Here is a 26,067-nt window from a genome sequence, read left to right as displayed (position 1 = left end):
ACTGCCGCCGGAGAGACAGGCCCACGGGGAGAGGGAAATGCGGGACATGATACCTATACATCTCCCCTCTGGTTCGCGTCAAGCCCTTCCCTCTCGCACAGCCAAGCCGAGAAAAAATGACTTTAGGCCGAGAGCTCAGCCTGACCGGGAATCTGCTCCGTGACTGCATGGGCCCAATCGGGGGGCGACGCGCCTGGGTCCCACCGCACCGCAGTCAGTTCATCGCGATGCGCGTAGACCCAGTGCGAGAGCAGGCGGATTTCGGTCGCGTCTCGCTTGGAAAACGTCTCCGGCGGATCGGCGTCCGCGTCGAAGACCGACCGGCACCGCTCCCGCAGGTGGGCCCGCTGCGCCGGCGAAGGGGAGAGCGCATGCGTGATGGCTTCCTCGAACTGCCCGAAGCGAACCAGGATCACGTCCACCCGGTCCGACCACTCGGGGGCGCGGTGCACCAGGGCCGCGTGGTGCTGGCGCACCGGGGCTGCCGCCACCCGCTGCTTCTCCAGAATGCGCTCCAGTTGCTCCAGGGTGTCCCGTAGCTCGGCAGCCTTCTCGAAGTTGAGCTCGTCGGAGGCCCGCTGCATCCGGCCCCGCATCTTGTCAAGCACGCGCTGGTCCTGACCGGTGAGAAACGCCCGCACGCGCTCAACGACGGTGGCGTACGTCTCCGGATCCTCTGTCTCGCAGGGGACGGCACACCGGTCCATGTCGGCGTAGAGGCACCGCTGGCCCAGGTGCAGCCGCTCGTCATCACACTCGCGGAGCTGAAAGAAGCGGCCAACCACGTCCACCACCATCTCCGCCTGCTCGGTGTTGCGCACCGGGCCGTAGTACTCGGCGCCGTCCGCCTCCAACCGGCGGGTCCACGACACCGTCGGGTACTGGTGGGCGGTATCCAGCCGAATGAAGGGGCGGTTGTAGTAGCGGCGCTGCGCGCGGTTGTACCGGGGCTTTTCCGCTTTGATGCGGCGCGACTCCAGGAGGATGGCCTCCAGCTCCGTTCCGGTCGTGGTCCAGTCCACCGACCGCACCTTCTGGAGCATCTTCCGCTTCCGGGCACCGCTCGACTCGACCGCCGTAAAGTGGCTGCGGAGACGGTCGGACAAGCACTTGGCCTTGCCGATGTAGAGGGGCGTCCCCGAACTATTTTTCATCACGTAGACGCCCGGCGCGTCCGGGGCATCCGGGAGCACGTCGTCCCGAATGGACTCGATGTGCCCCGGCACCTCCCGCACCGTCTGGTAGCTCTGGTGCTGAAAGCGCAGCAGGGCCTCAACGGTCTCCACCTCGTGCTCGAAAGCCAGCTGGCTGAGGAACCGTCGCAGCACCACGCCGGTCGCCTCCGCGTCCCCGAGCGCCCGATGACGCCCGTCCACGTCGATGTCGTAAAACTGCGCGAGCCGCCCGAGGCCCTTCGAGTCGAGCCCTGGCAGCAACCGCCGCGCCAGACGGACGGTACAGAGCGTGTCGTTGGAGAGGGTGTCCTTCCCGGTCCGCTGCAGTTCGGCGTCCAAGAATGAGACGTCGAACGAGGCGTTGTGCGCCACGAGAATGCCCCTCCCCAAGAAGGCGCAGTAGTCCGGGAGAACCTCTTCGACGGGCGGCGCCTCGAAGACCATCCCCGTCGTAATTCCGGTCATCTTGGTAATCCGCCCCGGAACGGACTGCTGGGGGTTGACCAGCTGCTGAAATCGGTCCACCACCGCCCCCTCCCGCACCTTGACCGCCCCAATTTCCATGACTCGATCGTCGTCCGGCGTGGTGCCGGTCGTTTCCAGATCGGTCACCACGAATGTTGCGTCGGCAATGTCCATGCTACTGCGACCGCTTCGGGGAAAGGTGCGTGTGCTTCTCCTCGAGACGTTGACGGGGCGATAGGCCATAGTCGAAGTCGTACAGGGCCCCTTCCCAGGATCCATATTGGGGATTGGGGAGCACGATCCAGCGCGTTCCCCAATATTCTCGGAACGATCGGCCCTGCGCCCGCCGGGCCGACACGCTCGTGTCTGCCTCCGCTACGAAATCCCCGAAGTTGTCTCCCACGAGCAGCAAAATGCGGTACCGCTCGGCAACCCACTTCCGGCGGGCCGTCTTCGAGTCCCAGCCCTCTCGTTCGCCCTGCGTGAGCACGGCATCTGGGGCGTCCTCCACGGGAAAGTCGAGGGCGGCGAGGTTGCTGCGGGTGGCTCCCTCCAGGGGCGCGTCCCGGTTGGTCAGGTAAATCACCTGTACCCCACGGCCCGCAGCCGCCTGTGCGAAGGAGCGGGATCCCGGCACCGGAGCGGCCTGCTCTTCGCGGACCCAGGCGGCCCAACTCTCCGACCCGTACCGGGCGCCGTCCCGAATGAGACGGGCCTGATAGGGGCTGTTGTCGAGGACCGTCTCGTCCACGTCGAGCACCACGGCTGGCGGCTTGTCGCGGTAGGCGTCACTGCCGTCGGCCGCCTGTTCCACGGAGGCCGTCCACTGACTGTCGGCCAGCGCACGCTGCATCATGATCTCCGCCACTCGATACGCCTGGCGCGCCGTTCCCTCGTACTCCACCGCGGTCTGTGTCCAGAGGGTGCTGTTGAGGAGCGGGTTGCGGAGAGACGCCGCCCGGGCGAGGCTGTCGGTCCGCGCCTCAAGCGAATCCACACGGGCCTGAAGACCCGCTCGGTCTTCCGTTCCTTCCTGAGGCTGGAGGGTCTGACAACCGGTGAACAGCAACAGTATGAGCGCAACACCCGGAGCACATCGAGGCACGAAACACAACGGTCAAACTCGAGGGACGACGACTTTTATCTTCTTGTGTGCGCAGCCACCGCGGTACGATAACATATTTGGTGTCTCATTCAGAGGCAACCCTGGCAGGGACCCTCCGCTTCAATTTCTTGCGGGGTGGTTACACCTTGCGGAGACGAGCCGTGCGCGACAGAGGAACGATTTGCCCGAAAGCAGGTGCGGTACACTGCGAAGTTCTCCCACGCTCTTCCCGATGCCTTCCATGCCTGACCCCGACGACTTCCTACAGTTTAGCAAGAGCATGACGTCGCTGCCCAGCAGTATTTTTCAGGGCGGCCTCGGCGACCAGCCACAGTCCGGTCTCGTCCCCAAGGTTGTGGAACAGACCACCCGCGGCGAACGGGCCTATGACATCTTCAGCCGCCTCTTGAAGGAGCGAATCGTGTTCATTGGCACGCCGATCAACGACCAGATTGCCAACCTTACCGTGGCCCAGCTCCTCTACCTGGAGAGCGAGGGGTCCAACCAGCCGATCAACATCTACATCAACTCCCCGGGCGGCGTCATTTACAGCGGACTGGGCGTATACGACACCATGCAGTACGTGGGCGCTCCCATCTCCACCACGTGCGTGGGACTGGCCGCGTCGATGGGGTCGGTGTTGCTTGCTGGTGGCGAAGACGGGCAGCGGGCATGCCTCCCCAACTCCCGTGTGATGATGCACCAGCCGATGGGCGGGACCGAGGGCCAGGCCTCCGACATCGAGATCCAGGCGAAGGAGATGGCCTGGCTCAAGAAGCGCCTGTACCAAATCCTGTCGTTCCACACCGGCAAGGACATCGACCAGATTGAGGAGGACGCGGACCGCAACCACTGGTTGAGTGCCGAGGAAGCACGGGACTACGGCCTCGTCGACAAGATCATGAACGAGGATAACCTTAACGCCCTTAAGTCTCTCCCCACCAACGGAGAAGCGGGCGACGACGAGAACGCGGATGAAGACTCGGCCTGAGGCCTTCCGTCTCGAAACGTACTGCCCATCTCCGGCCCCGACGGCCGGGGATGGGCTTTTTTTATGGCCCAAAAAGCCAGCCTCCGCGGCCAGGGCTAAGTCCCGCTACGGCTTTTCGGTTTCGGTAAATATCGTCACCTTTTGGTCGTTGAGATAGCGGTGATTGGCCTCCAAAAAGTCTACGGAGGTGTCTTTTTGTCGAACCTGCCGGGCTGACCGAACGGCCCCTACCAGGGCCCCAACCACCAGCCCTGCGTCGTATGCGCTCGTCCATGCCCCCCAGAGATACCAGATGAGGGAGCCTCCCAATGTTCCCATCAGAATCCCTCCAAGGGCGTACTTGAGGACTGGGACGAGGCTCGTAAGGATGCCTCGTCGCCACAACCCCCAGGCCCGGGGCATCCGCTCGGCCAAATATCGGAACGCCCCCTGGCCCGTGACGAGCCATCCGGTGATGCCCACCCCCCCGCCGATGGAGAAAACACCAGTGGTTTCTAGCTTCTCCAGTAGAGCCGTTCGGCTGAGTGGAAGCCACGTCAGCGCACGGTTCAGAACGATCCCTGCCTCCTCGTACATCGCCCCGACCCAGATGGACAGCGCCAAGAGCCCTGCCACCGTGAGAAGGGCGTACGCGAATGCAATCATGTATCGCATCGTGGAACAGAGGCTCGGTGGTAAAAGCCTGCGTCTGGAGAGACCCTGCGAGGAAATTTGTTGTTCACCGTGCAAAAACCGAACCGTCTCTGCACTGGGTGTCGGCGATGTCTGCCTTCAATCTACGGGGGTTTTCACACACTGCCCTGAATTCGCCGACACGATGCGGCGGACGGCTCGTTTTTAGGCCTGTCACGGTTGCCCCTTCTTACCACCGCTTTTTGCTCCATGGAATATCGTTCTCTCGGATCCTCCGGCCTCAAGGTCTCCGCCCTGTCGTTCGGCTCGTGGGTAACCTTTGGGGACCAGGTCGACGTCGATCGGGCCGCCGAGTGCATGCAAATCGCGTACGACCACGGCGTCAATTTTTTCGACAACGCTGAGGCGTACGCCGGCGGCCAGTCCGAGCGGATGATGGGCACAATCATTCAAGAGAAGGGGTGGACGCGGAGCGACCTGGTCGTGTCCACCAAAATCTTCTGGGGCGGCGACGGCCCCAACGACCGGGGCCTGTCGCGCAAGCACGTCGTCGAGGGCACCAAGGCCGCCCTGGAGCGTCTGCAGATGGACTACGTGGACCTCGTGTACTGCCACCGCCCCGACCGACAGACGCCCATCGAGGAAACGGTCCGCGCCATGAGCTTCCTCATCGAAAACGGATACGCGTTCTACTGGGGCACGAGCGAGTGGAGTGCCGATGCGATTCGACACGCCCATGAGGTGGCCCGCCGCGAGCACCTGGTGCCGCCGACCATGGAGCAGCCGCAGTACAACATGCTTCACCGGGAGCGCGTGGAGCGCGAGTACGCCCCGCTCTATGACGACATCGGCCTGGGCACTACGACCTGGAGCCCCCTCGCCAGCGGCCTGCTGACGGGCAAGTACAACGACGGCATTCCGGACGACAGCCGCCTCGCCATGGAGAACTATGAGTGGCTGCAGGATCAAGTGCTTCGTGAAGAGCAACTGGCGACGGTCCGCGAGCTCTCAACCGTCGCCGACGACCTGGGGTGCAGCACCGCCCAACTGGCCCTGGCCTGGTGCCTCCTGAACGAGGACGTCAGCACCGTCATCACCGGCGCCTCCAAACCGTCCCAGGTGGAGGAAAACATGCAGGCCCTCGATGTCGTGGATCGGATTGACGACGCCACGGAGGCGCGAATCGAATCGATCCTCGACAACGAGCCGGCCGCCCGGCCCAACTTTCGCGATCAGTAGCGGTCGCTGCGTCCCCGCAGACTGGAGCAACGGCCAGAGCCCTCCCTATAAGGAGGCCGCGGTGGCGGGGTCAGAAAGGTCTCCGTCCACCTCTACCCGATACGAAGCCCCGGCCCGGTCAAGAGTGGGGGCGGAGCAAACCAGCGTATAGGCATCGTCTGCCTCTAAGACCTCCACGCGCATCAAAACGGAGAGGCTGGCTTCCTCCAGGTCACTGAATCGATTCGACAAAAATTGATCGTTGAACCGCGCCTCGAGGTGCGCACGCCCTCCCTCTACGACAAGCGTCCCGGTGGTGAAGCCATGCAAGGGCCGAAGGGCCTCATCCCGGTCTTGGTGTCGCCAGTGGACCTCAGTCAAAAGATATTCGCCGTCGGCAAGCGTGCTCATGATACGGAAAAGAGAAGACGCACAAAAAACGGATCGTTGACTCGCACTTGTCGCCAGTCGAAGCGATCCTACGCTGGCCCCCCTGGGAAGTTGCGATTGGTACCGGTGTCCAGGCCGGCCCGAACACTGTGGAATCAGCCGTGTCTCTTTCCCCGGATCGTCTGTAAGATCCGGTGGTCCATGTTCACGACTCCTGTTACGCCCCGTGGCCGTGAAGCTTGCCTCCTGGTTCGAACATCTGTCGCCCGTTTTCCAGTCCCTCTTGGCTGGGGGATTTACCTGGGGAATCACCGCGCTTGGGGCCTCTCTCGTCTTTTTCACGCGCCGCGTAAACCAGCGCCTCCTCGACGCCATGATGGGGTTCGCGGCCGGCGTGATGATTGCCGCCAGCTTCTGGTCCCTTCTCGCCCCGTCCATCGACATGGCCGCGGCACAGGGCGTGACGGAGTGGGTCCCCCCAACGATTGGGTTTCTTCTGGGCGGTGTATTTCTCCGCCTGTCCGACGCGCTTCTTCCTCACCTCCACCCCGGCGCGCGACGGGCGGACGCTGAGGGCCCCTCTACGTCTTGGCGTCGGGCGACGCTGCTGGTCCTCGCCATCACCCTGCACAACATTCCCGAGGGGCTCGCCGTGGGGGTTACCTTCGGGGCCGCCGCGATTGAGTTGGAGGTCGCGACCGGAGCCACCCTCGCCGGGGCTGTCGCCCTCGCCCTCGGAATTGGGTTGCAGAATTTTCCCGAAGGCATCGCCGTCGCCATGCCCCTGCGCGGCGAAGGCCTCTCGCGGGGCAAAAGCTTCTGGTACGGTCAGTTGTCGGGCGTGGTGGAGCCGCTCTCCGCTGCGGCGGGTGCGCTGGCGGTCGTGGGCGTGCGGCCCCTGCTGCCATACGCCCTCTCGTTTGCCGCGGGGGCCATGATCTATGTCGTGGTCGAGGAACTCATTCCGGAATCGCAGCGCCACGACAACACCGACCTCGCCACCCTGGGGGTAATGGGCGGGTTCGCGGTGATGATGGTGTTGGACGTGGCCCTCGGATAGATCGCATGCGCGGCGCCCCCGGTCCCTTCTTGTCCTGACCTCTCCACAGCCCTACGTTTTCATGTCCCATCGCCTGCCCTCCGGCGTCTTTGCCGCCGGCCTCACGCCGTTCCGTTCGGACCTTTCGCTCGCGCACGACCAATTTGTGCAGCACACCCGGTGGCTCCTGCGTCATGGCTGCAACGGGGTGCTGCTCTTCGGCACGACGGGGGAAGGCCTCTCCCTGTCGGTCCGCGAGCGCCTGGCGGGCCTGGATGCCCTCCTGGATGCGGGGACTGCCGCCGAGCGGCTGCTGGTCGGGACGGGGGCCTTGGCCTTCCCCGATGCCGTCGAGATGACCCGCAAAGCAACGTCGCGAGGGGTGGGCGGCGTCCTCGTGCTCCCCCCGTTTCACTTTCGCCACATTTCGCCAGAGGGCCTTTTCCACTTTTACGACCGGCTGATTCAGACTGTCGGGGACGCCGACCTGCGTCTCTACTTTTACCACTATCCTGCCCTGTCGGGGGTCCCGATTCCCTTTTCCGTCGTCCGGGATCTGCAAAATGACTACCCCGAGCAAATTGCCGGGGTTAAGGATTCGAGCGGCGAGTGGGACCACACGGAGGCCTTCTGCCACCACTTCCCGGATCTACAGGTCTTCGCCGGCACCGAGCGGCTGCTCCTCCACGTGTTGGAGGCCGGCGGCGCCGGGTGCATCTCCGCCACCGCAAACGTTACGGCCGCGCTCGCCGCGAAGGTGCTTGCCGAATGGCGCGCCAACGAGGCCCCGGCCCCCGTCCAGGACTCGCTGAGCGAGCTTCGCACCGCCTTTGCGTCCCTCTCCACCATTCCGGCCCTAAAGGACATCCTGTCTGAGCACCTGGACGCGCCCGAGTGGGCCACGGTGCGGCCGCCCCTCGCTCCCCTCTCCGATGCGGATAGGAATCACACGAAAGAAATTGCGGACCGCCTGGATGACGAGGGGCTCTTGCGAGGCCTCGACGGATGATGGCCCCTTCTGTTGGTCTCTTTCACGGGGTTCGTTCCGAGGTCGGACGCGGCACCACTTGTCCGTCCGGCCTGATTCGTTCGTCCGCATCCGGCTTTTCGGTGGGAAAGCGGCTCACCGGAACGTCGGGGTTTCGGTCTCTCGGGACATAGTGCACGTGGTCGCCGTGCGGAATTTTCTCGAAGCGCTGGCCCCGGTAGGGGTTGATGACCTCCCACATCAACCCGACGAAGAACACCAGGAACAGCGCCCCCGCTACCCACCGGCGCCAGGAGCGCGAAGACGTCGGGTCTGAAGAGGATTTGTTGGCCATGACGGTTGGCAATAATCGGTCGTGGGCGTCCCCACAGAACAGTTCATTCTTTACTCCAGTCGGGGAAGCGTAATGCCCTGCTGGCGCTGGTATTTTCCTTTCTTTTCCTCGTACGACACCTCCGGCGTCTCTCCCTGCAGGAAGACGACCTGTGCGATGCCTTCTTCGGCGTACACCTTGGCCGGAAGGGGCGTGCCGTTCCCGATCTCAATGGTCACGTGTCCCTCCCATCCCGGCTCCAGTGGGGTTACATTGACGATGATGCCGGACCGCGCATAGGTGGACTTTCCGAGCACAAGCCCCAGCGTGTCCGGCGGCATCTGGAAATACTCAATTGAGCGACCGAGGACGTACGAATTGGGCGGAATCAGGATGTGATCGTCCGTCTCGTGTTCAACGAGCGCCCGCTCATCAATCCGCTTCGGGTCCACCACACTGTTGTGGACGTTTGGCGTGAAGACGCGAAACTCTCCCGCCACCCGCATGTCGTAGCCAAACGAACTGAGCCCGTAGCTGACCACGTCTTCCCGAACCTGTTCGTTGACGAACGGATCGACCATGTCGTGTTCGGTCGCAAGGGTGCGAATGCGGTGGTCGGGAAGAATCATAGTCGCGATGTGTTCGATGCATTGTGCGAAGAGAAGGCCGAAGCACACGAAAGGTACTTGGAACGGGTGCCGAGGTCAACCCGTCTCGCGTGGCCTGGGGCCATGCGGGTCGGGCCCGTCCGCCTCGGGGGTGCGGCCCCGGGCGAGAATGCGCCGGGCCTCCGGGCCGTAGTTGAAGGCGAGGTCGGCCGCAGACATGCCCGGCTCAAACTCTTCAAAATTTTGCCGGTAGGTGGGGTGCTCGTACGCGACGGCCTGTACGTCGACCCCCTCGGGAAGGGACTCGGGAGCGTGCCCGGATGGGACGCACAGCAGTTCCGTGTCCAGTGCCCGGGCCACGCCGCCAAGTGTTTGGGGGGGGCCGTCCAGCTCCGAGGCCCGCATGATCGATGTCTGCAGCCCCAAAAGCTCCGCCAGGAGGTCGACGGACCGACAGACGCAGGGACTGAGGCGCGTCCACGTCTGCTCGAAGAATGGACGGAACGAGGCCTCAAAAAATTCGAAGTACTTTGTCGTGCGGTAGTTGTAGAGGAACGACCGCCAGTGCTTCTCACGCCACCGCCCTCCCGTCTCCAGCTCGATCTCTCGAAGGGGCGCCCCATTGCGTCGGCCAAAAATGGGAATCGTGATCCAGTGCCATCCTTGCGGGCTTCGCAGTTTGCTACGGTTCTGGAACGATTGCCGCCGGTACGGGAACGTATCGGCAAGGATGAAGTGATCCACTTTCTGAACTACAGCCATGTACTTGAGGCGGGGAAAGTACTCTGGCGGCTGTACGGCGATCATGGTTTGCACCGTTGACTGGTCCCGATAACTCGCCAACTCTGACGTGTCGCTACGTGCGATGGTCCTCCTTCTCTAAGAAGCTTTCCGGCCTTTTTGCTCTCCGGTCTTGCGCTCCTCTGGGGGGCCGCCGTGCCCGATTTCGGAGGGTCTGTCCCGTCGTCCCACCAACCTGCCCGACCGCTCGTTCATGTCGAATTCTCCTCCCTCCTCTTCTCCCACCCTGGAGGACAACTACGACCTCCTGTTCCGGTTCGCGTTCTGGCTGTTCGTGGGGGCCATTTCGTTCAGTGTGGCGGGCATGCTGTTGCTTCGCCTCGTTCCCTCGTCCATGGCCTTCTTCGGGCCGATCTACACGAAGCTCGTGAAGACGCCCACCTGGACGTTCATGGCCCTGTTGGCAGTGCTGCCTCTGCTGATGTACGGCCCCACCCTCGGCTGGAAGCGAATGAGCCTGATGGCCGCCTGGGGATGTCTCATTGGAGGCGCTAGTGAACTGATCGGGACCACGGGATGGCTGACCCTCGGGAGCATTCCCCTTCCGTTTGGGGAGTACCAGTACACGCAGTGGCTAGGCCCCAAGATTGCAGGCCACGTCCCGTACTTCATTCCCCCGTCCTGGTTTGCAATGTCAATCGTCTCCCTTGACCTTGCCCGTCGCGTCACCAAGCACCGTACCGGGGCGCTCCTGCTGGGGACCCTGTTCATGGTGCTCTGGGACGTGTCGCTCGACCCCGCAATGAACCAAGCCTTCCCTTTTTGGGAGTATGGGGTCGACGGCGTGTTCTTCGGGATGCCGCTTTCCAACTGGGCGGGATGGGCCGGGGTCACGCTCGTGATTCTCCTCGGCTACGAATACATTGGCCAGGACACCCCCATCCAGAACGATTGGGCCCCGTGGGTATACGCGCTTAATTGCATCTTCCCGATCGCGATCTGCCTGCTGCGAGATGTGTACCTGCCGGCGCTCATCGGCATCCTCGCGACTCTTGTGCCCTTCGCCCTGATCTGGCGCTCCAATCCCGACTCGCTGAAGCGGGCCGTGTCGCTTCTGCGCAGATAGCGCACGCGCTCTCGTTTTGTCACCCCGGACGCCCTCATGTCAACTCTCTCCCTCGAGACCCGTGCCGACGAAGATCAGTGGATTTGGGAGTCGTTCCGGTACCATTCCCGCACCTTTTCCCTGGCGGCGTATCTGCTGCCCCGCTCTGTGCAGATGTCCGTGGCGACCCTCTACCTCTACTGCCGCCGGGTCGACTCCATTGCCGACCAGCGGGTCCTGGAAGTGGGGCGGGAGCGCGCCCTCCAGGAGGTGAAACAAGTGCGAGACCGGCTGGATGAGACCCTAGCAGGACACCCTCCCTCCAACACAGTGCTCTGGCGCCGCCTCGCCGAGGTCCATGAGCAATCGTCGCTCCCTCGCGGCCCGATGTACGAGTTGATCGAAGGGGCTCTGTGGGACCTGGAAGGCCGTCCGGTCGTCACCGAAACGGACCTGGTCGAGTACTCGAACCTCGTGGGGGGAAGCGTGGGGGCCATGATGCTTCCCTTCCTGGCCGCCCCGAACCGGCACGACGACCTGGAGCCGGCCGCCCGCAAGCTGGGCATTGCGATGCAGATCACGAACATCGTGCGGGACGTCGGGGAGGACATCGATGAGTTGGATCGGGTGTACCTTCCGGAACATTGGCTCGACACCTGCGACGTATCGCCGGGGGCCCTGCGTGCGGCCCGCGTTGCGGAGGGCTATCCGGAGCTCCTGGAGGCGGCCATGGCGCTCGCCGAGCAACGATACGAAGAAAGCTTTGAGGGGGTGGCCGTGCTTCCCTTCCGGAGTCGATATGGCATCCGGGCCGCGGCTCGGATGTACCGGGAAATCATGAACGAGGTGCGCGCCAATGCCTACGACAATCTCAGTCAGCGGGCGTACGTGTCCCTACGTCGAAAGCTCTCACTGCTGGTCTACGACGGATACGAACGACGGAAGCACCGGCTGACCTCGGACGCGCACTGAGTGTCCTTCTCGACTGTCTTCCTCCCCGTGGCTCTTGCTCGTCGGCTCGTTGCGGCCCTCCTGCGATGGGACCTCCGCCACGCCTTTCGGCGCGTGTGCTGGGTTGGGGGGACGCTTCCCGATCTGCCCGACGGTCCCGTCATTGCCTATGCCAACCATCACCACTTTTACGACGGGCACCTTGCGTGGCTTCTGTTCCGTGCACGCCTTGAGCGACGCCCCACGCTCTGGATGGAAGAGTGGGACCGATTTCCTTTCTTCGCCGCTGTGGGCGCCCAGCCCTTCCCCGCCGACGACCCCGCCCGCCGGGCCGCCACAGTTCGCCGCACGGCGCGTCGGTTTCGGGCCCACCCCAGCACCGTTCTCGTGTACTACCCAGGCGGGACGCTTCACCCCCCAGAGGACGGCATTCAGGCCTTCCAGGCCGAAGCAGTGACGCGCATTGCCCGCCTCTACCCTTCCGCCACATGGTGGCCCTACGCCGTGCACGTGACCTGGCGGAACGAAGCCACCCCGACAGCCTTTCTCACCGGCGGCACGCCCCACGAGGCTGATGGGCACGAACACGACCGCCTCCAGCGGCTCTGGCAACGTCTCCAGACGCCTTCGGATCGTCCCACGAAGACGCTTCTTCGGGGGCGACAAAGCCTGGAGGAATGGTGGGACTTTTCGTTCGCTTCTTCCTTCTTCGAGCGCTACTTGTAGCGCCCATGGTCGTCATTCTCCTGCTCACCATGCTGTCGTCCCCGTTCGCCGAAGCAACCCAGACGGCCTACGCGCAACGGGACGCCGATCGACTCCGCACCCTCCTCGATCAGGCCTCTTCCCGGGTCGACAGTCTGCTCGTCCGGTACCGCCTCTACCCCCTCACCGAGGACGCGTCGGTCTTGAACGATCTTCCGTCGTCCCTCTCGGATGCAACGGCCCGGGAGTACGCCTTGCTTTCGGGGCTGTGGGCCTATCGCGCCGGAGAGGCCTCCCTCTTTTCCGCCGTGAGGTATGGACGGCGGTCAACGAGCCTCCTGGAGCAGGCGAAGGCCCGGGCCCCCGAGGCGCCCTTCGTGCTGCTCGTGGAGGGACAGTCTCTGCTCTTTCGGCCCGCGATCGCGGGGAAGGATCCCGCTGCCGCCGTCGACCGGTTCTCCCGCCTGGCCGAGATCGTGGAAACGAGTCAGGGCGAGGCCATCACGGAGACGGAGGCCCACATGTGGCAGTGGCTGGCCCTGCGAGAGGCCGATCGGCCGGACGAGGCCCAGGCCCTCTTCGAGCAGCTCATGCGCCAAAATCCCGGCCCTCTCTACCGACAGTTTTTGGAGTCTCCTCCCGACGTGTAGTCGCCCCGTTCCGCCTGTTTCTGTCCCCTCATGACGGCTGAGCTTACTCTCCTCATACTGATCCTGCCCCTGGCATTCGTTCACGTCGGGATCTGGGGAGTTGTGCTCGTCAACCTCGCGTACATCCGACGCCAGCCTTCCGCCTCAGCGGACTCGTGTCCGTCCCTCTCGGTCTGCATTCCGGCTCGCAACGAGGCCGACAACCTGCGCCGACTGCTGCCAACGCTCACGGACCAGGAGTACCCCGACCTGGAGATTCTCGTCTGGGATGATGGCTCGGAGGATGATACGTGGGAGGTGCTCATGGCCGCCCAGGATTCCCGCCTCACGGCACTCCAAGGAGCCGACCCACCGCCCGGATGGGTGGGCAAGGTGCATGCGCTGCATCAGTGCACGCGCCAGGCCACGGGCGAATGCTACCTGTTCCTCGACGCCGACGCCGAGTTGCGCCGTCCCGATGCGCTCCGCCAACTGGTCGCCCGGCACGTTGGCAGCCGGACGCAGGTGTCCTCCGGGTTCCCACGACTGCAAGGGTCGGCTCTGCTGCTCGTCAGCCTCGTCCCCCACGCGCTCCTCAGCAGCCTCCCCTGGCCCCTGGTGCCCCGCACAAAACTGCCGGCGCTGAGCGCCCTGAACGGACAGTGCTGGCTGGTCAACCGCGATGTGTACCACCGCCACGAGCCGCACGCCCAGGTGAAGGACGCCGTCCTCGAAGACGTTGCCATCGGCCGCTACTTGAAACGACAGGGCCACCCCCCGACGCTCCTGGACGTGCAGGATCTCGTGGCCGTGCACATGTATGAGGGCTTTGTGGAAGCCTGGCGGGGATTCCGAAAGAACGCGTACCTCCTGCTCGGCGGCACCCCAGGTCGATTTGCGGTGATGTATGGGGGGTTTCTCCTGACGTGGCTGGTCGCCCCGCTGCTCTCCATCTGGTTCCTCGCGTCCCTGTACGGGCTCAAGTTCATGACCGACCGGGCCAGCGGCATGCCCCTGCGCATTACCGTGCTTGCTCCGCTCTCATATCTCCTTGGACTGATCCTCCAGTTCGACTCCGCCGTGCACCACTGGAGCGACCGAGTCCGGTGGAAAGGGCGTTCGGTCCCAAGCTCTGCCCGGGAGGAGGCGTCTCCCGCCCCAACGAACCGGTAGACAGACGGTCGTCTGGGCGTTACGTTCTTGGTGTGATCAGTTCCCCCTTCCAACCCTTGCCCCTGCCATGCGTCTCAGCCTGGTCTTTTCACTGATCCTCGCCATCCTCGCGGTCATCTTTGCGCTGCAGAACCCGCAGACGATGGACGTGAATCTTCTTTTCTTTCAGACGCAGGGATCGACCGCCCTGATTCTGATCCTCACCTTCGGCTTCGGCGTACTTGTGGGCCTCCTGAGCACCCTCCCTAAACAGCTGCGCACCCGCCGCCAGCTAAAAGAACTGCAGAAGGAACAGGACCAGGGCTCATCGTCCAGCCCGTCGGTGCCGTCTGGCGGATCGGAGAGCATGGAGAAGTGATGCCAGCATGAGCCCCTCGATCACTCCGTTCCTCCACGCCCGTGCTCCGTCGCCCCCCACCGCTGACGCCCGGTGCCCCCGTTGCGATTGTGGCTCCGGCCAGCCCGCCGCGCGCCTCAGACCCCTACCAGGCCGGCCTGGACCGCCTGCGCACCCTGTATGACGTGCGACCGTTCTGGGCATCGGGCTCCGAGCGGGGCTACCTCGCCGCCCCCGACCCCGACCGTGTCGCCGCGCTGCACCGCGCCCTGGAGGACCCGGAGGTACGTGCAATTTTTTGTGTGCGGGGTGGATACGGCTGTCTTCGCCTCCTTCCCCACCTCGACTGGGATCTTGCGCGAACCCACCCCACCCTGCTGGTCGGATACAGCGACGTAACGGCCCTCCACCTTGCGCTCTTTGCCCGGGCCGGCTGGGTGGGGCTCTCTGGCCCCGTGGTGACCGAGTGGGGGGAGGCCGACGAGGCCACACTGTCGGCATGCCGGGATTGGTGCGAGGGACGCACCCCGAGCTTCGTGGACACCTACGACGCCACCCTCACTCCACTGACTGCCGGAACCGCGTCGGGGCCGTTGCTCGGCGGCAATTTGGCGGTCCTGACGCGTCTCGTGGGCACCCCCTTCGCCCCAGATTTCGAGGGCGCTATTCTCGTGCTCGAGGAGGTCGCTGAGGCACCCTATCGGGTGGACCGCATGCTTGCCCACCTCCAACTGGCCGGCGTGCTGGACGCCGTGTCCGGCGTGGTCCTCGGAACATTCACGACCGGGCCGCTGGATCCCGACCCGCCAACCCTGTCCCTCGACGAGGTTTTTCGGGACCACCTGGCCCATCGGTCTTACCCCGTCGTGACGGGACTCCCATACGGCCACCACCTGCCCCGCTGCTCACTTCCCCTTGGACTCCCGGTGCATCTCCACGCCTCCCCGACGGACGCCACCCTGAACGCCGAGGCCTCGCTCGTGGCCCCGTAGTCCCGCGCATGCGCGGCCATGGCGTAAGGCCACCGGGAGGGAACTTCTTTCGTGTCTGCCCGAACAATGGAAACCGTATTCAGAGGGTGCCCCACGAAACGCCGCTGCCGCTTCCGGCCGTGGCGTTCCTTTTTTGGTATGTGCGGCACTCTTGCACTCGCGCAACAGTGGACCAATGGATCCCAGCAGCATGGCTGACGACGAGATCGTTTACATGACCGAACAGGGCCTCGAAGAATTGAAGGAAGAGCTCCGCCACCTCAAAACGGAGGAACGCTCCCGCATCGCCGATGAGATTGCCGAGGCCCGGGCCAAGGGCGACCTTTCTGAAAACGCCGAGTACGACGCCGCAAAAGAAGAGCAGGGCAAGCTCGAGGCCCGCATTAAGCAAATCGAAGACACGATCGCACGGGCCCGCATCGTGGACGAGTCGACGGTCGACGACAGCAAAGCATACATCCTGTCCGACGTCACCGTCGAGAACCTCGACACCGGCGACGAACAAACGTTCACGCTCGTCTCGGAGGAAGAGGCCGACATTTCCGAAAACAAAATTTCTGTAGATAGCCCGATTGGCGAAGGCCTGCTGGCTCGTGAAGAGGGGGACGAGGTCTCCATCGATGTGCCGGCCGGCACCGTACACTTCAAAATCAAAAACATCGCTCGTTAAGGCATCCTTGTCGCCGTTCCCTCCGGATCACCCGCCCTCTCACGATGCCCATCGATCTTCGGAGCGACACCGTGACGCGCCCCTCGGACGGCATGCGAGCGGCCATGTATGAGGCCGAGGTCGGCGACGACGTCTACGGAGAGGACCCCACGGTGAACCGGCTGCAAGAACGGGTGGCCAATCGCCTCGGGACGGAGGCCGCCTTGTTCGTTCCCTCCGGGACGATGGCGAATCAAATTTGCCTTCGTGTCCTCACCGATCCCGGGGACGAAGTGATTCTGGAGCGCGGGAGCCACGTCTTTAACTACGAGACCGGGGCGGCGGGCCTCCTCTCGGGGGTCCAGCTGCACCCGCTTCCCGGCGACCGGGGCCGCCTCTCTCCCCCGCAGGTCGAGGCCGCCGTCCGTCCTGAGGCGGACGTGTCGCCCCGGAGCCGCGTGTTGTCGATCGAAAATACCGCCAACAAGGCCGGCGGGGTGGTGTACTCGCTGGACCGGATTCAGGCGCTCGCGGCAGTTGCGCAGGACCACGACCTTGCGGTCCACCTGGATGGGGCCCGACTCTGGAATGCGGCCGCGGCCCTTGGGGTGGCGGAAGAGTCGCTGGTCGCTCCCGCCGACATCACCTGGGTGGCGTTGTCGAAGGGCCTCGGCGCACCGGTCGGCTCGGTCGTGGCCGGGCCGGCCCCGCTTCTCCAGGAGGCCCGTCGCGCCCGCAAGCAGTTCGGCGGAGGCATGCGGCAGGCGGGAATTCTTGCCGCGGCCGGGCTTTACGCCCTCGACCATCATCGCCCCGAGCTGGCCCACGACCACGAGAAGGCCCAACGACTCGCAGGTGGGATCGCGGAGTGCCCCCCGTTTTCCATCGATCCCGACGCGGTAGACACCAACATCGTGATGTTCGAGGTTTCGGAGAACACCGCCGACGAGGTTGTGGCCCATCTGCGAGAGCAAGGCGTCTTGCTGACGGTCTTCGGGCCGTCGACGATCCGCGCCACCACACATCGTGATGTCTCGATGGCGGCCATTGAGGAAGCCCTAGACGTTCTTCGTTCCTACGCCCACAGGGCTCCTACGCCTGCCAAGTGACCCATCGCGTCTACGGAACGACCCAGGTTCCCTCTCGCCCGTCTGTCGTGTATTCAAACCGGGCTCGGTAGTGCCCGTCCGGGTGCAGGTGCAACCACTCCATCCGGTCGATTGTCGTGCGGATCGCCGCGAAGTACTGCCGGCCGCCCGCGACGTCCTCTTCGGTGATCGGGTCGTTCTTCACCGCTGGGCGAAGCCCGTCCTCGGGGGCATCGAGGGCTGTGCCGGGCGCTGAGGGACGCGGATACACGGAGAGGGACCCGGGCGACTGGGCGTCCCACAGCGAGTCGGCGACATCGTCGTCCAGGTGAACAGTGGCCGAGCCGTACAGACGGACCTGTTCCAGGGAGTCGGGATCCCACACGTGCCACGCGATGCGGTCGTTTTCGCGGAGCGCCTCCACCTTCCGCGAGCGACGGTCGGAATGGAATTGCAGGACCCGCGCGTCGGCGTCTGCGGCCCGCAGCACGACCGTGCGGAGGTCGGGGGTCTCCTCGTAGACCGTGCCGAAGGTGAGCTGCCGGTACGGGTGGCCGGGGTCCTGGGCCGCCGTCTCGATGTCGTCCCAGACGCGGGCGTGGACGGTGTCGAGGTCGGTGTATCGGGGAATGGACATCGTGAGGGGAAGTGATTCGTGCAAACAGTTTGAGGGGGGGGCGAGGGGCCCTATCCGGCCCGTTCGACCGAGACGCTCAACGGGTCGACCCCCGTCGCGGAGGCCGTCAGGTGGTCGCCGTCGTGCACGGGCCCGACCCCGGACGGGGTGCCGGTATAGAGCAGGTCGCCCGGCGACAGGGTAAAGATTTGCGAGCAGTAGTGCACGAGCTCGCGCACCGAAAAGATTTGGTGTCGGGTGCTGGCCTCCTGGCGCGTGTCCCCGTTCACCGTTAACCGCAGGGTCAGGTCCTGCACATCGTCCACCGCCTCCGCGGGCCGGATGGGCCCGAGGGGCGCGAAGGTGTCAAATCCCTTCGCCACCGACCAGGGGTGTCGCCGCTCCTTGGCCTCGGCCTGCAGGTCGCGCGCCGTCATGTCCAGTCCCACGGCGTAGCCCGCGACGTGGTCGAGCGCCGCCGACCGAGGAATCCGTTTCCCCTCTTGCCCAACCACGGCCACCAGCTCAACTTCGTGGTGTACGTCTTGCGACTGGGGCGGCAGTTGGACGGACGCCCCCGAGCGGAGGAGGGCCGACGGGGGCTTCAGAAAGACCATCGGCTTGTCCGGGACGTCCCGGTCCATTTCGGCGGCATGGTCGGCATAGTTGCGGCCGATGCAGAGGACTTTGCCGACCGGCACGGGACGGGCACGGGAAGGAATTGAGATCTTCATGCGAAACGGAAGGCGGACTAATGAGTGGGGAGGAACGGATGCACAGGTGGTGCGTGGCTAGCCTTCAGCACAGCGCCAAAACCGGTCACTCTCGCGTCGGTAATCAACCCGGTGCTCCAAAGCAGAGACGCCTTATGTACGCAGTTGTTGACGTCAAGGACAAGCAGTTCAAGGTTCAAGAGGGCGACACCCTGTACGTCCCCTATCATTCGGACGCGGACGCCGACCAGGAACTGACCCTGGATCGGGTGCTTCTCGTCTCCGACGGCGACGGGGAGGTCACCCTTGGCACGCCGACGGTGGAAGAGGCCTCGGTGACGGCCCGCGTGCAGGAGCACGTAAAGGGCGACAAGGTGATCGTGTTCAAGAAGAAACGGCGCAAACGATATCGCGTTAAGCGCGGACACCGGCAGCAGTACACGCAAATTGCGATCGAATCGCTGAACGTGAACGGCTCCTCCGCTGCTTCCTCCACGGAGGAGGAAACGGACGCGTCCGGCCAGGAGGACGACGACACGGCCGACGCAGTCCCTGACGCTGAACCGACCGAGGCGTAACCGGTCACGCCTCCCTGTATCAATTTGTCGAATCAATTCCTACGAGGTTGCCATGGCACACAAAAAAGCCATGGGGTCTACGGAAAACACACGGGACTCCAACCCTAGCTATCTCGGCGTAAAATCGTACGGCGGTGAGCACGTGCACGCGGGCAGCATCATCGTGCGCCAGCGCGGCACCAAGTTCCACCCTGGTCACAACGTGGGCCGCGGGAGCGATGACACGCTCTTCGCGAAGGAGCACGGCGTCGTCAAGTTCTCCCGCAGCGGCGGCGATCGGAAGTACGTCCACATCGTGCCCGAAGAGGCTTAGGTCCCACCCCCATTTTGCCCCGCAGGAAGCTCCTCCCGCCACTGTGCGGCAGGAGCTTTTTGCATTTGAGGCTAATTTCCCTGACCCACCATGTCTACCCCTCCCATTCCTTCCGCGTACCGCTTTCCCGACGAGCCGGACGCGGTGGAGCTCCGGTCGTTCACCCACGGCCTCCAGCCCGAACGGGTGCCCCACATGATGGAGCAATTTACGGAAGACTGGCGCCAGCACGGGGTGGACGCCTGGAACAGGGTCCCGAACCATTGGCGTCCCGACACGGACGATCCAGTTGGCTGGTGGACCCTCCCGACCTATCTCGGCGATGAGTTTGTTGCCCCCCTCCTCGGGGCGCCAGCTCATACGTGCATCCTGCAGCCCAGCGTACACTGGACGATTCAGTGCCTCCTCTCCAGTCCCGAGGTGGGCGCCCGGGGCGACGAGGTTCTCGTCTCCGAAACGGCATTCCCCTCCATCCTCCACAGCGCCCAGCGGTGGAGCACCCTCCGCGACCTCGATCCGCACATCGTGTCCCCCACCGACGCCCGCCGTGTCGATCGCGAGGCACTGCTCGGCGCCATCGGCCCCGACACCGCCCTCGTGGCCCTTAGCCACGTCGGGTTCACGACCGGGGCCTGTCTTCCGGCCTCGTTCTTACGATCGGTCGCCGAACGGGCCCAACGGCACGACGCACTGTTTCTGTTGGACGGCTACCACGCCGCCGCCACCCGCCCGATCGACGTCACGCATCTCGGCTGTGACCTCTATGTGGGCGGCCTCCTCAAAGAGGCCTCCGGCTCGGCCGGCAATACATTCGTGTACCTGCGCAACGGCCTGGACCTGACCCCACGGCTCACCGGCTGGTTCGGGAACGCGGCCCCCTTCGAGTTTCGAACCAAGCCGCACCCCCACCCCGACGTGCGCCGACGGTTCCTTGGCGGGACGACCGCCGTGGCCCCCATGTACCACGCCGTTGAGGGCGTCCGCCTGCTGCTCGACCTGGGCCTCGACGCCGTCCGCGACCACTCGCTCACACTGACCGATCGCGCCATCGCGCGCGCCAACGCCCTGGACGTGCCCCTCCGTTCGCCCCGCGCCGCCGACGAGCGGAGCGCCATGGTCCTTCTGGAGGTGCCGGAGGCCGAGCGCCTTGCGGCCCACCTCAAGGAGCACCACGTCTACACCGACAGCCGCCGCAATGAGGTTCTCCGCATGGCCCCCTTCGTTTGGAACACCACGGGCGAGATCGACCGGGCCTTCGACCTCATCGGCGACGCGCTCGCGGCGGGCACCTACCGTTCCCGCTCCGTAGACACGTCCGGCCCGGTCACGTAGCTTCCGGTTCCGCCGCGGCCTCCACCGCCGCGTCGCCCACCGCCCCGGTACGGGGATCAATACGAAAGAATGCCACCAGGGCCCGGAAAAGCTCGTCGTGCCGACGCGCCATCGGGCCGGGCTGCTCGAAGAAGTGCTCCACGGCCACCGCAAAAAACTCCGACGGCGCCTCCGCCGCGTACGGCCGCAACAGCGATCGCCCCTGTTCGATGCGCCGCATCTCGTCTCGCACGAGCGCCTGCCAATCGGGGGCCGAGCCCGGATCCACGAGCGACGGCACGCCGTCGGCGCCCTCGTTGTCGAAATCAAACAGGTGGGCCAACTCGTGGAGCACCACGTTGTTGCCGTCGCCCGGATCCGCCCAGCTCTGCCGGACGGCGGCCACCGTCAAGATGATTGGCCCCTGTTGGTGGGCCATGCCGTCGTAGCTAGCCGTGATGTTTTCGTGGTAGGTCTCGTCGAATCGCTCCGGGTAGAAGAGCACCGACCGGCTCCCCGGAAGCTCCCAGGAGGGCCGCCCGTGAAGCAACACCGCAATGCTCGATGCAACACTGAGGCGCAGCGGGTCGGTGACGGTTACCCCCTGGATCCCTTCAAAGGAATACTCGTCCAAGGCAAACTGCACGTCGCGCTTGAACCGGGTGCGGCCCGCCTCGTCCAGCCGAGCGTAAAGGGGCACTTGTCTCCGCAGCCAGCGGCTGAAGGCGGACGAGAGGTCCGTCTTTGCCACCCGCCAGCGCCGCCAGGGGCGGCGGAGCCCCACCCCAAGCACCACCGCCGCCGGCACGAGGCCCAGCGCCGGCCCGACCGAAGTGACTTCGTGGCCGATCACCGCGCCCCCGCCGCCGAGAATCAGGGCCAAGAACCCCATCGTGATCATCGAAGAACGTCGGGCGATGCGCATGGCAGAAAGACACCGGCGAAGGAAAACGAGTGGCTCTACAATTTGGGTCTGAAGGCGTCTTTGCTTTTACAAACCGACCCAGATCGTGTGCCCCTAAAGGATCTTCAAGCCGCCCCACCCCCTCACGGTGCACGGCTGAGGGATGCGAACAATTTGTCACAGAACAAGGTATGGGGAGAGCGTATTTCATCTTCGGTCTGTCAACCATTCCCAGCCCGCTTCCCCTTCACCAACGACCACACATCTCCATGGGCGCGATGAACACGCTCCGGCAGAACACCGGAGTGATTCTCTGGATCCTCGTCATTTCGTTCGGCGTCATCTGGACGCTTCAGGACTCCGACGTCTTCTCGGCCATGAACCAGACGAATCGGAACGTGGCCACCGTGAATGGCAGTCCGATTCAGCAGGAGGAGTATCAGCGCATGCTCAAGCGCCAGCGCCAGCGATTCCAGGAACAGCTGGGCAGCGATATGAACCCGCAGATGGAGCGCCGAGTGCGGGAGCAGGCGTACGATCAGGTCATCAACCAGGAGCTCCTGCAACAGGAAATGGGACGGCTGGGGATCTCGGTCACCGACTCTGAGGTGGAAGACATGGTGTTCGGCGAGACCCCACATCCCATCATTCGCCAGCAGTTTGCGGACTCGACGGGGCAGATCAACTACAACCTTCTGCAGAACATGGCCTCCAACTCTGAGGCCCGCGCCCAGTGGATCAAGCTTGAGGAATTTCTGCGTCGGCAGCGGCGCCAGCAGAAGATGAACTCTCTCGTTCAGTCCACGATCCAGGTTTCGGAGTCGGATGTCGAAAACTACTATCACCGCCAGAATGCGTCCGCGTCGGCCCAGTACGTCGCCCTGCGGTACGCCCGCGTGTCCGACGACTCGATTACGGTTGGCGAGTCCGACCTCCGGGACTACTACGACAACAACCGCGAAGACTTCAAGCGCGAGAAGACCGTCACCCTTCAGTACGCGACTACCTCAAAAGAGGCCACGGCAGAAGACTCTTCGGCCATCTCAGACGACCTATCCACGCTTCGAGGGAACTTCGCAACGACTCAGAACGACTCTCTCTTCCTGGTCAACAACGCTTCGGACCAGGACTTCTCGAGCGCCTACCGCACCCCCGACCAGATGAGCGCTCGTGTCGCCGACTCGGTGTACGCCACCCCCGAGCCGGGACGGGTCGTGGGACCGGTCTTCGGCGGCGGCCAGGCCCACCTCCTCAAGATCCGCGACACGCGCCCCGCTGAGAACGACTTCCTGCACGCCCGCCACATTCTCTTGAAGACGGACCAGGCGGACTCGGAGCTGCTGGGTCGGCTGCAGGCGCTCCGGGACACCGTCGAGTCCGGTGCCGCCTCGTTTGCCGAAATGGCCCGTCGGTACTCCGACGACGGCTCGGCCTCGAACGGGGGGGACCTCGGCTGGTTTGCCCGTGGCAGCATGGTGGACGCGTTCGAGGATGCCGCCTTTGAGGCCGACCCCGGGAGCCTGGTCGGCCCCGTTCGCTCCGAATTCGGCTACCACCTCATCCACGTAGAAGCCCGTGCCTCTCAGGCCGTCCAGGTGGCCGACTTGGCGTATAACCTAAGCCCGAGCCAGGCCACCCTTTCCGACAAGGAAAGTCTACTGGGCGACCTCGCGTACTTTGCCGAGGAGGAAGGGGCCTTCCTGGAAGAAGCCCAGCGCCTGGAGCTGTCTGTGGAGGAGGTGCAGGTGGAAACCGACCAGTCCTCCGTCCCTGGAATCGGCCAGAGCCCAGCCCTCTCCCGGTTTCTGGAGTCGGCCTCCGAAGGTGCGATCAGCGACGTGATCGAGGTGGCCGACAAATTCGTGGTGGCGGAGGTTACGAGCGTGACGCCCGAAGGCTACCGCCCCTTCAGCGAGGTGAAGTCGCAGATTCGTCCCCGGGTGGAGCTTCAAAAGAAGCGCGCCGTGCAGACCCGGCGCATGGAGCAGGCCCTCACGCAGAACCCCTTCGATGCCCTGCCGGACGTGCTTGGCACAGAGCTTCGCACCCAGTCAGACATCACCTACTCCACGACCACCGTGCCCGGACTCGGTCAAGAGCCAAAGTTTGTGGGCACTGTCCTCGGGCTTGATGAGGGCGAGACCTCCAGCGTGGTCGAAGGCAACAACGCCGCCTTCGTGGTGCAGACGACCCAAAAGACCACCCCGCCGCCCCTGACTGACCAAAAGCGACAGCAGATCCGTCAGGAGCTGCTCAAGCAACGCCGACAGCAGGTGTCGGCCGACTGGATCGCGGCCCTGAAGGAAAACGCCACGATTAAGGACAACCGCACACAGCTGCGGTAGCCCGTGTGGGCACGCAAGGACGACCCAATCAGCGCAGGGCCCTCGGGCGGTCGATGCGCCCTTCGAACACCATTGCCACTGGGCCCTCCAGGTACAAGGAGGTCCCCTCGCCCGCATCTGCCCGCCCCACGGTGAGCCGACCGCCCTTTGTCTCGACCCCGATCGGTTGGGAGCGCTTCGTGCTCGAAAGGCGTTCGGCAACCACCGCCGCGGCCAGAACCCCGGTGCCACAGGACGGCGTCTCGTCCTCCACGCCCTTCTCGTACGTGCGGAGCCCAAGGTCATGCGCCCCCTTCAGCTCCACGAAATTAACATTTGCTCCAGTCGGCGCCAGGGTTGGATCGCGGCGAAGCGTCCGTCCCCAATCCCGGACCGGAACGGCGTCGATGTCGTCCACGACGGCCACCAGGTGCTCCGTGCCGGCATGTGCGAAGTAGAGCTCCCGGATGGCCTGCGGCACCGACCGGTCGAGCGACACATCCGTCCGGAGATCCGTAACGTCCGGGACGAAGAGCCGCACCCCTGCCGAGTCGTCCCCCGAGGACGTGGCCCGATACAGTCCGGCATCGGTATCGAACGCCAGCGGATCGTTCTGAAGTCCGGCGCGGCGGGCAAACCGGAACAGGCACCGGGCGCCGTTCCCGCACATGGTCGCCCGCGATCCATCGGCGTTCACGTAGTGCATCCGATAGTCGGCCGCCGAGGTGGCAGGCGTATCGAGGGCCAAGAGCCCGTCCGCCCCGACCCCGTAGCGGCGCGGGCACCACGCAGCCGCACAGGCCGCCAGTTCATCCGGGCTGAGATGGAGCGACCGGTTGTCGAGGACGACAAAATCGTTTCCCGCCCCGTGCATCTTGGTAAACGAAACCATTCAACCACTCGGTTCGATCGTGTATAGCTCGTGACCATCCCCCGCCCTCGGCACGATTGGCGGTGCCCCCCGTACATCTACCCCAATTTCGCAGTCTGCGCTCATTACCCCCCTGATCCCGTTGCCCGAAAAACAACTGAGCATTGACGGTGCCGATCCGCTTCTGCTGTTCGGTTTTAACGACATTTACCTCCGAAAGATCGAGGACGCATTCCCGGAGACGCAAATTACAGCCCGGGGCACAGAGGTTCACCTCAAAGGCGAACCAGACACCCTGGAGAAAGTCGAGCGGGTCTTCAGCGAGATGATGACGCTCCTTGAGCGCAACGAGCACCTCACCGAAGAGGACGTCGACACGGTCCTCGCCCTATTCGACTCGGACGGGACAACCGCAACCGCCCCGACGACGGATCCTGGACAGCGCGACCTGATCCTCACCACGCCCGACGGCGAGATCATCAAGCCCCGCTCCGCCAACCAGGAGCGCCTCGTCCAGTCCGCCGCGACCAACGACGTGGTGTTTGCCATCGGGCCCGCCGGGACCGGAAAGACGTACGTTGCCGTGGCGCTGGCCGTCGCCGCGCTCAACAACCATGAGGTGGACAAGATTGTCCTCTCCCGCCCCGCCGTGGAGGCCGGCGAAGAGCTCGGGTTCTTGCCGGGCGACTTCTACGAAAAGGTGGCGCCGTACCTGCGGCCGCTCTACGACGCCCTCGGCGAGATGATGCCCCGGGACGAGCTGGCCGAGTCGCTAGAGCAGGACCGAGTGGAGGTAGTTCCCCTCGCCTACATGCGGGGCCGGACGCTCAAGTCCTCGTTTGTGATTCTCGACGAGGCGCAGAACGCCACCACCAGCCAGATGAAGATGTTTTTGACCCGGCTCGGGCCCCACAGCCGGGCCGTCGTGACGGGCGACATCACGCAGACAGATCTTCAGGACCGGAATGCGAGCGGCCTCATTCAGGTCCAGCACATCCTCAAAGGCATCGACGGGATCGAGTTTGTCTACCTGGAGCGCGAGGACGTGGCCCGGCACCGCCTGGTGCGCGACATCATCGCCGCCTATGAGGAGCACGACGAGTAATCCGGAATCGGGACCGTGCGTCTAGACTCGGCCGGGC

At 64.5% G+C, this 26,067-nt stretch carries 29 protein-coding genes; 18 read left to right on the top strand and 11 right to left on the bottom strand.

What is annotated here, in order from left to right; genetic code table 11:
- Positions 1-122 precede the first annotated feature (122 nt).
- The gene (locus V5A20_RS00480; protein WP_332314413.1) at positions 123-1,814 is read right to left on the bottom strand and encodes a DEDD exonuclease domain-containing protein; all 1,692 of its coding nucleotides are present in this window, start codon (positions 1,812-1,814) and stop codon (positions 123-125) included.
- Between the two features lies 1 nt (position 1,815).
- Positions 1,816-2,637 (bottom strand): 5'-nucleotidase, lipoprotein e(P4) family, encoded by an 822-nt coding sequence (locus V5A20_RS00475; protein ID WP_332326514.1) that lies wholly within the window; start codon positions 2,635-2,637, stop codon positions 1,816-1,818.
- Between the two features lie 349 nt (positions 2,638-2,986).
- On the opposite strand from V5A20_RS00475, the gene V5A20_RS00470 reads away from it, so the two are divergent.
- Positions 2,987-3,736: an ATP-dependent Clp protease proteolytic subunit gene (locus V5A20_RS00470; RefSeq protein ID WP_332314411.1), complete on the top strand. Its 750-nt coding sequence runs from the start codon at positions 2,987-2,989 to the stop codon at positions 3,734-3,736.
- Between the two features lie 105 nt (positions 3,737-3,841).
- Here V5A20_RS00470 and V5A20_RS00465 read toward each other — a convergent pair whose 3' ends face one another.
- Entirely contained in the window at positions 3,842-4,381 is a 540-nt protein-coding gene (locus V5A20_RS00465; protein ID WP_332314410.1) for a hypothetical protein, read from the bottom strand.
- A gap of 237 nt (positions 4,382-4,618) precedes the next feature.
- Between V5A20_RS00465 and V5A20_RS00460 the strand changes: the two genes are divergently transcribed.
- A complete protein-coding gene (locus V5A20_RS00460) occupies positions 4,619-5,608 on the top strand; it encodes a potassium channel beta subunit family protein (RefSeq protein WP_332314409.1) in 990 nt (329 codons plus the stop codon).
- A gap of 45 nt (positions 5,609-5,653) precedes the next feature.
- Here V5A20_RS00460 and V5A20_RS00455 read toward each other — a convergent pair whose 3' ends face one another.
- Positions 5,654-5,998, bottom strand: a complete 345-nt coding sequence (locus tag V5A20_RS00455; protein WP_332314408.1) for a hypothetical protein — start codon at positions 5,996-5,998, stop codon at positions 5,654-5,656.
- 205 nt (positions 5,999-6,203) lie between these two features.
- On the opposite strand from V5A20_RS00455, the gene V5A20_RS00450 reads away from it, so the two are divergent.
- The gene (locus V5A20_RS00450; RefSeq protein WP_332314407.1) at positions 6,204-7,037 is read left to right on the top strand and encodes a ZIP family metal transporter; all 834 of its coding nucleotides are present in this window, start codon (positions 6,204-6,206) and stop codon (positions 7,035-7,037) included.
- A 61-nt stretch (positions 7,038-7,098) separates the two neighbouring features.
- Entirely contained in the window at positions 7,099-8,025 is a 927-nt protein-coding gene (locus V5A20_RS00445; protein ID WP_332326513.1) for a dihydrodipicolinate synthase family protein, read from the top strand.
- A 22-nt stretch (positions 8,026-8,047) separates the two neighbouring features.
- Here the strand turns inward: V5A20_RS00445 and V5A20_RS00440 are convergent, their stop codons facing one another.
- From V5A20_RS00440 to V5A20_RS00430, 3 genes are all read right to left on the bottom strand, one after another.
- The gene (locus tag V5A20_RS00440; RefSeq protein WP_332326512.1) at positions 8,048-8,338 is read right to left on the bottom strand and encodes a hypothetical protein; all 291 of its coding nucleotides are present in this window, start codon (positions 8,336-8,338) and stop codon (positions 8,048-8,050) included.
- A 50-nt stretch (positions 8,339-8,388) separates the two neighbouring features.
- Positions 8,389-8,946: a dCTP deaminase gene (gene dcd / locus V5A20_RS00435; protein WP_332314405.1), complete on the bottom strand. Its 558-nt coding sequence runs from the start codon at positions 8,944-8,946 to the stop codon at positions 8,389-8,391.
- Between the two features lie 75 nt (positions 8,947-9,021).
- Complete coding sequence (locus tag V5A20_RS00430; RefSeq protein ID WP_332314404.1) at positions 9,022-9,732, bottom strand: WbqC family protein; 711 nt, start codon at positions 9,730-9,732, stop codon at positions 9,022-9,024.
- Between the two features lie 187 nt (positions 9,733-9,919).
- Here V5A20_RS00430 and cruF point away from each other — a divergent pair, with 187 nt between their 5' ends.
- The 9 genes from cruF (at position 9,920) to V5A20_RS00385 (ending at position 17,316) form a co-directional block, all read left to right on the top strand.
- Entirely contained in the window at positions 9,920-10,792 is an 873-nt protein-coding gene (gene cruF, locus V5A20_RS00425) for a bisanhydrobacterioruberin hydratase CruF (RefSeq protein ID WP_332314403.1), read from the top strand.
- Positions 10,793-10,828: 36 nt separating this feature from the next.
- Positions 10,829-11,743, top strand: coding sequence for a phytoene/squalene synthase family protein (locus tag V5A20_RS00420; protein ID WP_332314402.1), 915 nt, complete (start codon positions 10,829-10,831; stop codon positions 11,741-11,743).
- Positions 11,744-11,770: 27 nt separating this feature from the next.
- Positions 11,771-12,448, top strand: a complete 678-nt coding sequence (locus V5A20_RS00415) for an acyltransferase (RefSeq protein WP_332314401.1) — start codon at positions 11,771-11,773, stop codon at positions 12,446-12,448.
- A 5-nt stretch (positions 12,449-12,453) separates the two neighbouring features.
- Positions 12,454-13,077, top strand: a complete 624-nt coding sequence (locus V5A20_RS00410) for a hypothetical protein (RefSeq protein ID WP_332314400.1) — start codon at positions 12,454-12,456, stop codon at positions 13,075-13,077.
- A 30-nt stretch (positions 13,078-13,107) separates the two neighbouring features.
- The gene (locus tag V5A20_RS00405) at positions 13,108-14,229 is read left to right on the top strand and encodes a glycosyltransferase (RefSeq protein ID WP_332326511.1); all 1,122 of its coding nucleotides are present in this window, start codon (positions 13,108-13,110) and stop codon (positions 14,227-14,229) included.
- 67 nt (positions 14,230-14,296) lie between these two features.
- Positions 14,297-14,587 (top strand): LapA family protein, encoded by a 291-nt coding sequence (locus V5A20_RS00400; RefSeq protein WP_332314398.1) that lies wholly within the window; start codon positions 14,297-14,299, stop codon positions 14,585-14,587.
- Positions 14,588-14,628: 41 nt separating this feature from the next.
- Positions 14,629-15,558, top strand: a complete 930-nt coding sequence (locus tag V5A20_RS00395; RefSeq protein ID WP_332314397.1) for a S66 peptidase family protein — start codon at positions 14,629-14,631, stop codon at positions 15,556-15,558.
- A gap of 190 nt (positions 15,559-15,748) precedes the next feature.
- Positions 15,749-16,228: a transcription elongation factor GreA gene (gene greA / locus V5A20_RS00390; RefSeq protein ID WP_332314396.1), complete on the top strand. Its 480-nt coding sequence runs from the start codon at positions 15,749-15,751 to the stop codon at positions 16,226-16,228.
- Positions 16,229-16,272: 44 nt separating this feature from the next.
- On the top strand, positions 16,273-17,316 hold the full coding sequence (locus V5A20_RS00385; protein ID WP_332314395.1) for a threonine aldolase family protein: 1,044 nt from the start codon (positions 16,273-16,275) through the stop codon (positions 17,314-17,316).
- A gap of 10 nt (positions 17,317-17,326) precedes the next feature.
- Here V5A20_RS00385 and V5A20_RS00380 read toward each other — a convergent pair whose 3' ends face one another.
- Both V5A20_RS00380 and V5A20_RS00375 read right to left on the bottom strand, forming a co-directional pair.
- Positions 17,327-17,932 carry a pyridoxamine 5'-phosphate oxidase family protein gene (locus V5A20_RS00380; RefSeq protein WP_332314394.1) on the bottom strand — a complete coding sequence of 202 codons (606 nt, stop codon included), beginning with the start codon at positions 17,930-17,932 and terminating at the stop codon, positions 17,327-17,329.
- 50 nt (positions 17,933-17,982) lie between these two features.
- Positions 17,983-18,645, bottom strand: a complete 663-nt coding sequence (locus tag V5A20_RS00375) for a fumarylacetoacetate hydrolase family protein (protein ID WP_332314393.1) — start codon at positions 18,643-18,645, stop codon at positions 17,983-17,985.
- Between the two features lie 134 nt (positions 18,646-18,779).
- On the opposite strand from V5A20_RS00375, the gene rplU reads away from it, so the two are divergent.
- The 3 genes from rplU (at position 18,780) to V5A20_RS00360 (ending at position 20,847) form a co-directional block, all read left to right on the top strand.
- The gene (gene rplU, locus V5A20_RS00370) at positions 18,780-19,202 is read left to right on the top strand and encodes a 50S ribosomal protein L21 (RefSeq protein WP_332314392.1); all 423 of its coding nucleotides are present in this window, start codon (positions 18,780-18,782) and stop codon (positions 19,200-19,202) included.
- Between the two features lie 52 nt (positions 19,203-19,254).
- Positions 19,255-19,515: a 50S ribosomal protein L27 gene (rpmA, locus tag V5A20_RS00365; RefSeq protein WP_332314391.1), complete on the top strand. Its 261-nt coding sequence runs from the start codon at positions 19,255-19,257 to the stop codon at positions 19,513-19,515.
- A gap of 90 nt (positions 19,516-19,605) precedes the next feature.
- Complete coding sequence (locus V5A20_RS00360; RefSeq protein WP_332314390.1) at positions 19,606-20,847, top strand: aminotransferase class V-fold PLP-dependent enzyme; 1,242 nt, start codon at positions 19,606-19,608, stop codon at positions 20,845-20,847.
- Here the strand turns inward: V5A20_RS00360 and V5A20_RS00355 are convergent.
- Positions 20,840-21,751, bottom strand: a complete 912-nt coding sequence (locus V5A20_RS00355) for a M90 family metallopeptidase (RefSeq protein WP_332314389.1) — start codon at positions 21,749-21,751, stop codon at positions 20,840-20,842. The genes V5A20_RS00360 and V5A20_RS00355 overlap by 8 nt on opposite strands.
- A gap of 248 nt (positions 21,752-21,999) precedes the next feature.
- Between V5A20_RS00355 and V5A20_RS00350 the strand changes: the two genes are divergently transcribed.
- Positions 22,000-24,075 (top strand): SurA N-terminal domain-containing protein, encoded by a 2,076-nt coding sequence (locus V5A20_RS00350; RefSeq protein ID WP_332326510.1) that lies wholly within the window; start codon positions 22,000-22,002, stop codon positions 24,073-24,075.
- 28 nt (positions 24,076-24,103) lie between these two features.
- On the opposite strand, the gene dapF is transcribed toward V5A20_RS00350, so the two are convergent.
- A complete protein-coding gene (gene dapF, locus V5A20_RS00345) occupies positions 24,104-24,946 on the bottom strand; it encodes a diaminopimelate epimerase (protein WP_332314387.1) in 843 nt (280 codons plus the stop codon).
- A gap of 121 nt (positions 24,947-25,067) precedes the next feature.
- On the opposite strand from dapF, the gene V5A20_RS00340 reads away from it, so the two are divergent.
- Positions 25,068-26,030 (top strand): PhoH family protein, encoded by a 963-nt coding sequence (locus V5A20_RS00340; RefSeq protein ID WP_332314386.1) that lies wholly within the window; start codon positions 25,068-25,070, stop codon positions 26,028-26,030.
- The last annotated feature ends 37 nt before the right edge of the window (positions 26,031-26,067 follow it).

Origin of the sequence: Salinibacter sp., from assembly GCF_036626415.1 — a bacterium.
In the GTDB taxonomy this organism is placed as follows: Bacteria; Bacteroidota; Rhodothermia; order Rhodothermales; family Salinibacteraceae; genus Salinibacter.
Note: the sequence above shows the minus strand (reverse complement) of the source record. Positions and strands in the feature narration are given on the sequence as shown.

Bases quoted from the DNA above. Each gene is read 5' to 3' on its own strand.
- cruF (WP_332314403.1), top strand. From the start codon at position 9,920: ATGTCGAATTCTCCTCCCTCCTCTTCTCCCACCCTGGAGGACAACTAC.
- V5A20_RS00375 (WP_332314393.1), bottom strand. From the start codon at position 18,645: ATGAAGATCTCAATTCCTTCCCGTGCCCGTCCCGTGCCGGTCGGCAAA.
- V5A20_RS00460 (WP_332314409.1), top strand. From the start codon at position 4,619: ATGGAATATCGTTCTCTCGGATCCTCCGGCCTCAAGGTCTCCGCCCTG.
- V5A20_RS00480 (WP_332314413.1), bottom strand. From the start codon at position 1,814: ATGGACATTGCCGACGCAACATTCGTGGTGACCGATCTGGAAACGACC.
- V5A20_RS00405 (WP_332326511.1), top strand. From the start codon at position 13,108: ATGACGGCTGAGCTTACTCTCCTCATACTGATCCTGCCCCTGGCATTC.
- V5A20_RS00385 (WP_332314395.1), top strand. From the start codon at position 16,273: ATGCCCATCGATCTTCGGAGCGACACCGTGACGCGCCCCTCGGACGGC.
- V5A20_RS00455 (WP_332314408.1), bottom strand. From the start codon at position 5,998: ATGAGCACGCTTGCCGACGGCGAATATCTTTTGACTGAGGTCCACTGG.
- rpmA (WP_332314391.1), top strand. From the start codon at position 19,255: ATGGCACACAAAAAAGCCATGGGGTCTACGGAAAACACACGGGACTCC.
- rplU (WP_332314392.1), top strand. From the start codon at position 18,780: ATGTACGCAGTTGTTGACGTCAAGGACAAGCAGTTCAAGGTTCAAGAG.
- V5A20_RS00380 (WP_332314394.1), bottom strand. From the start codon at position 17,932: ATGTCCATTCCCCGATACACCGACCTCGACACCGTCCACGCCCGCGTC.
- dcd (WP_332314405.1), bottom strand. From the start codon at position 8,946: ATGATTCTTCCCGACCACCGCATTCGCACCCTTGCGACCGAACACGAC.
- V5A20_RS00350 (WP_332326510.1), top strand. From the start codon at position 22,000: ATGGGCGCGATGAACACGCTCCGGCAGAACACCGGAGTGATTCTCTGG.
- V5A20_RS00420 (WP_332314402.1), top strand. From the start codon at position 10,829: ATGTCAACTCTCTCCCTCGAGACCCGTGCCGACGAAGATCAGTGGATT.
- greA (WP_332314396.1), top strand. From the start codon at position 15,749: ATGGCTGACGACGAGATCGTTTACATGACCGAACAGGGCCTCGAAGAA.
- V5A20_RS00470 (WP_332314411.1), top strand. From the start codon at position 2,987: ATGCCTGACCCCGACGACTTCCTACAGTTTAGCAAGAGCATGACGTCG.
- V5A20_RS00400 (WP_332314398.1), top strand. From the start codon at position 14,297: ATGCGTCTCAGCCTGGTCTTTTCACTGATCCTCGCCATCCTCGCGGTC.
- V5A20_RS00465 (WP_332314410.1), bottom strand. From the start codon at position 4,381: ATGATTGCATTCGCGTACGCCCTTCTCACGGTGGCAGGGCTCTTGGCG.
- dapF (WP_332314387.1), bottom strand. From the start codon at position 24,946: ATGGTTTCGTTTACCAAGATGCACGGGGCGGGAAACGATTTTGTCGTC.
- V5A20_RS00355 (WP_332314389.1), bottom strand. From the start codon at position 21,751: ATGCGCATCGCCCGACGTTCTTCGATGATCACGATGGGGTTCTTGGCC.
- V5A20_RS00445 (WP_332326513.1), top strand. From the start codon at position 7,099: ATGTCCCATCGCCTGCCCTCCGGCGTCTTTGCCGCCGGCCTCACGCCG.
- V5A20_RS00360 (WP_332314390.1), top strand. From the start codon at position 19,606: ATGTCTACCCCTCCCATTCCTTCCGCGTACCGCTTTCCCGACGAGCCG.
- V5A20_RS00430 (WP_332314404.1), bottom strand. From the start codon at position 9,732: ATGATCGCCGTACAGCCGCCAGAGTACTTTCCCCGCCTCAAGTACATG.
- V5A20_RS00410 (WP_332314400.1), top strand. From the start codon at position 12,454: ATGGTCGTCATTCTCCTGCTCACCATGCTGTCGTCCCCGTTCGCCGAA.
- V5A20_RS00440 (WP_332326512.1), bottom strand. From the start codon at position 8,338: ATGGCCAACAAATCCTCTTCAGACCCGACGTCTTCGCGCTCCTGGCGC.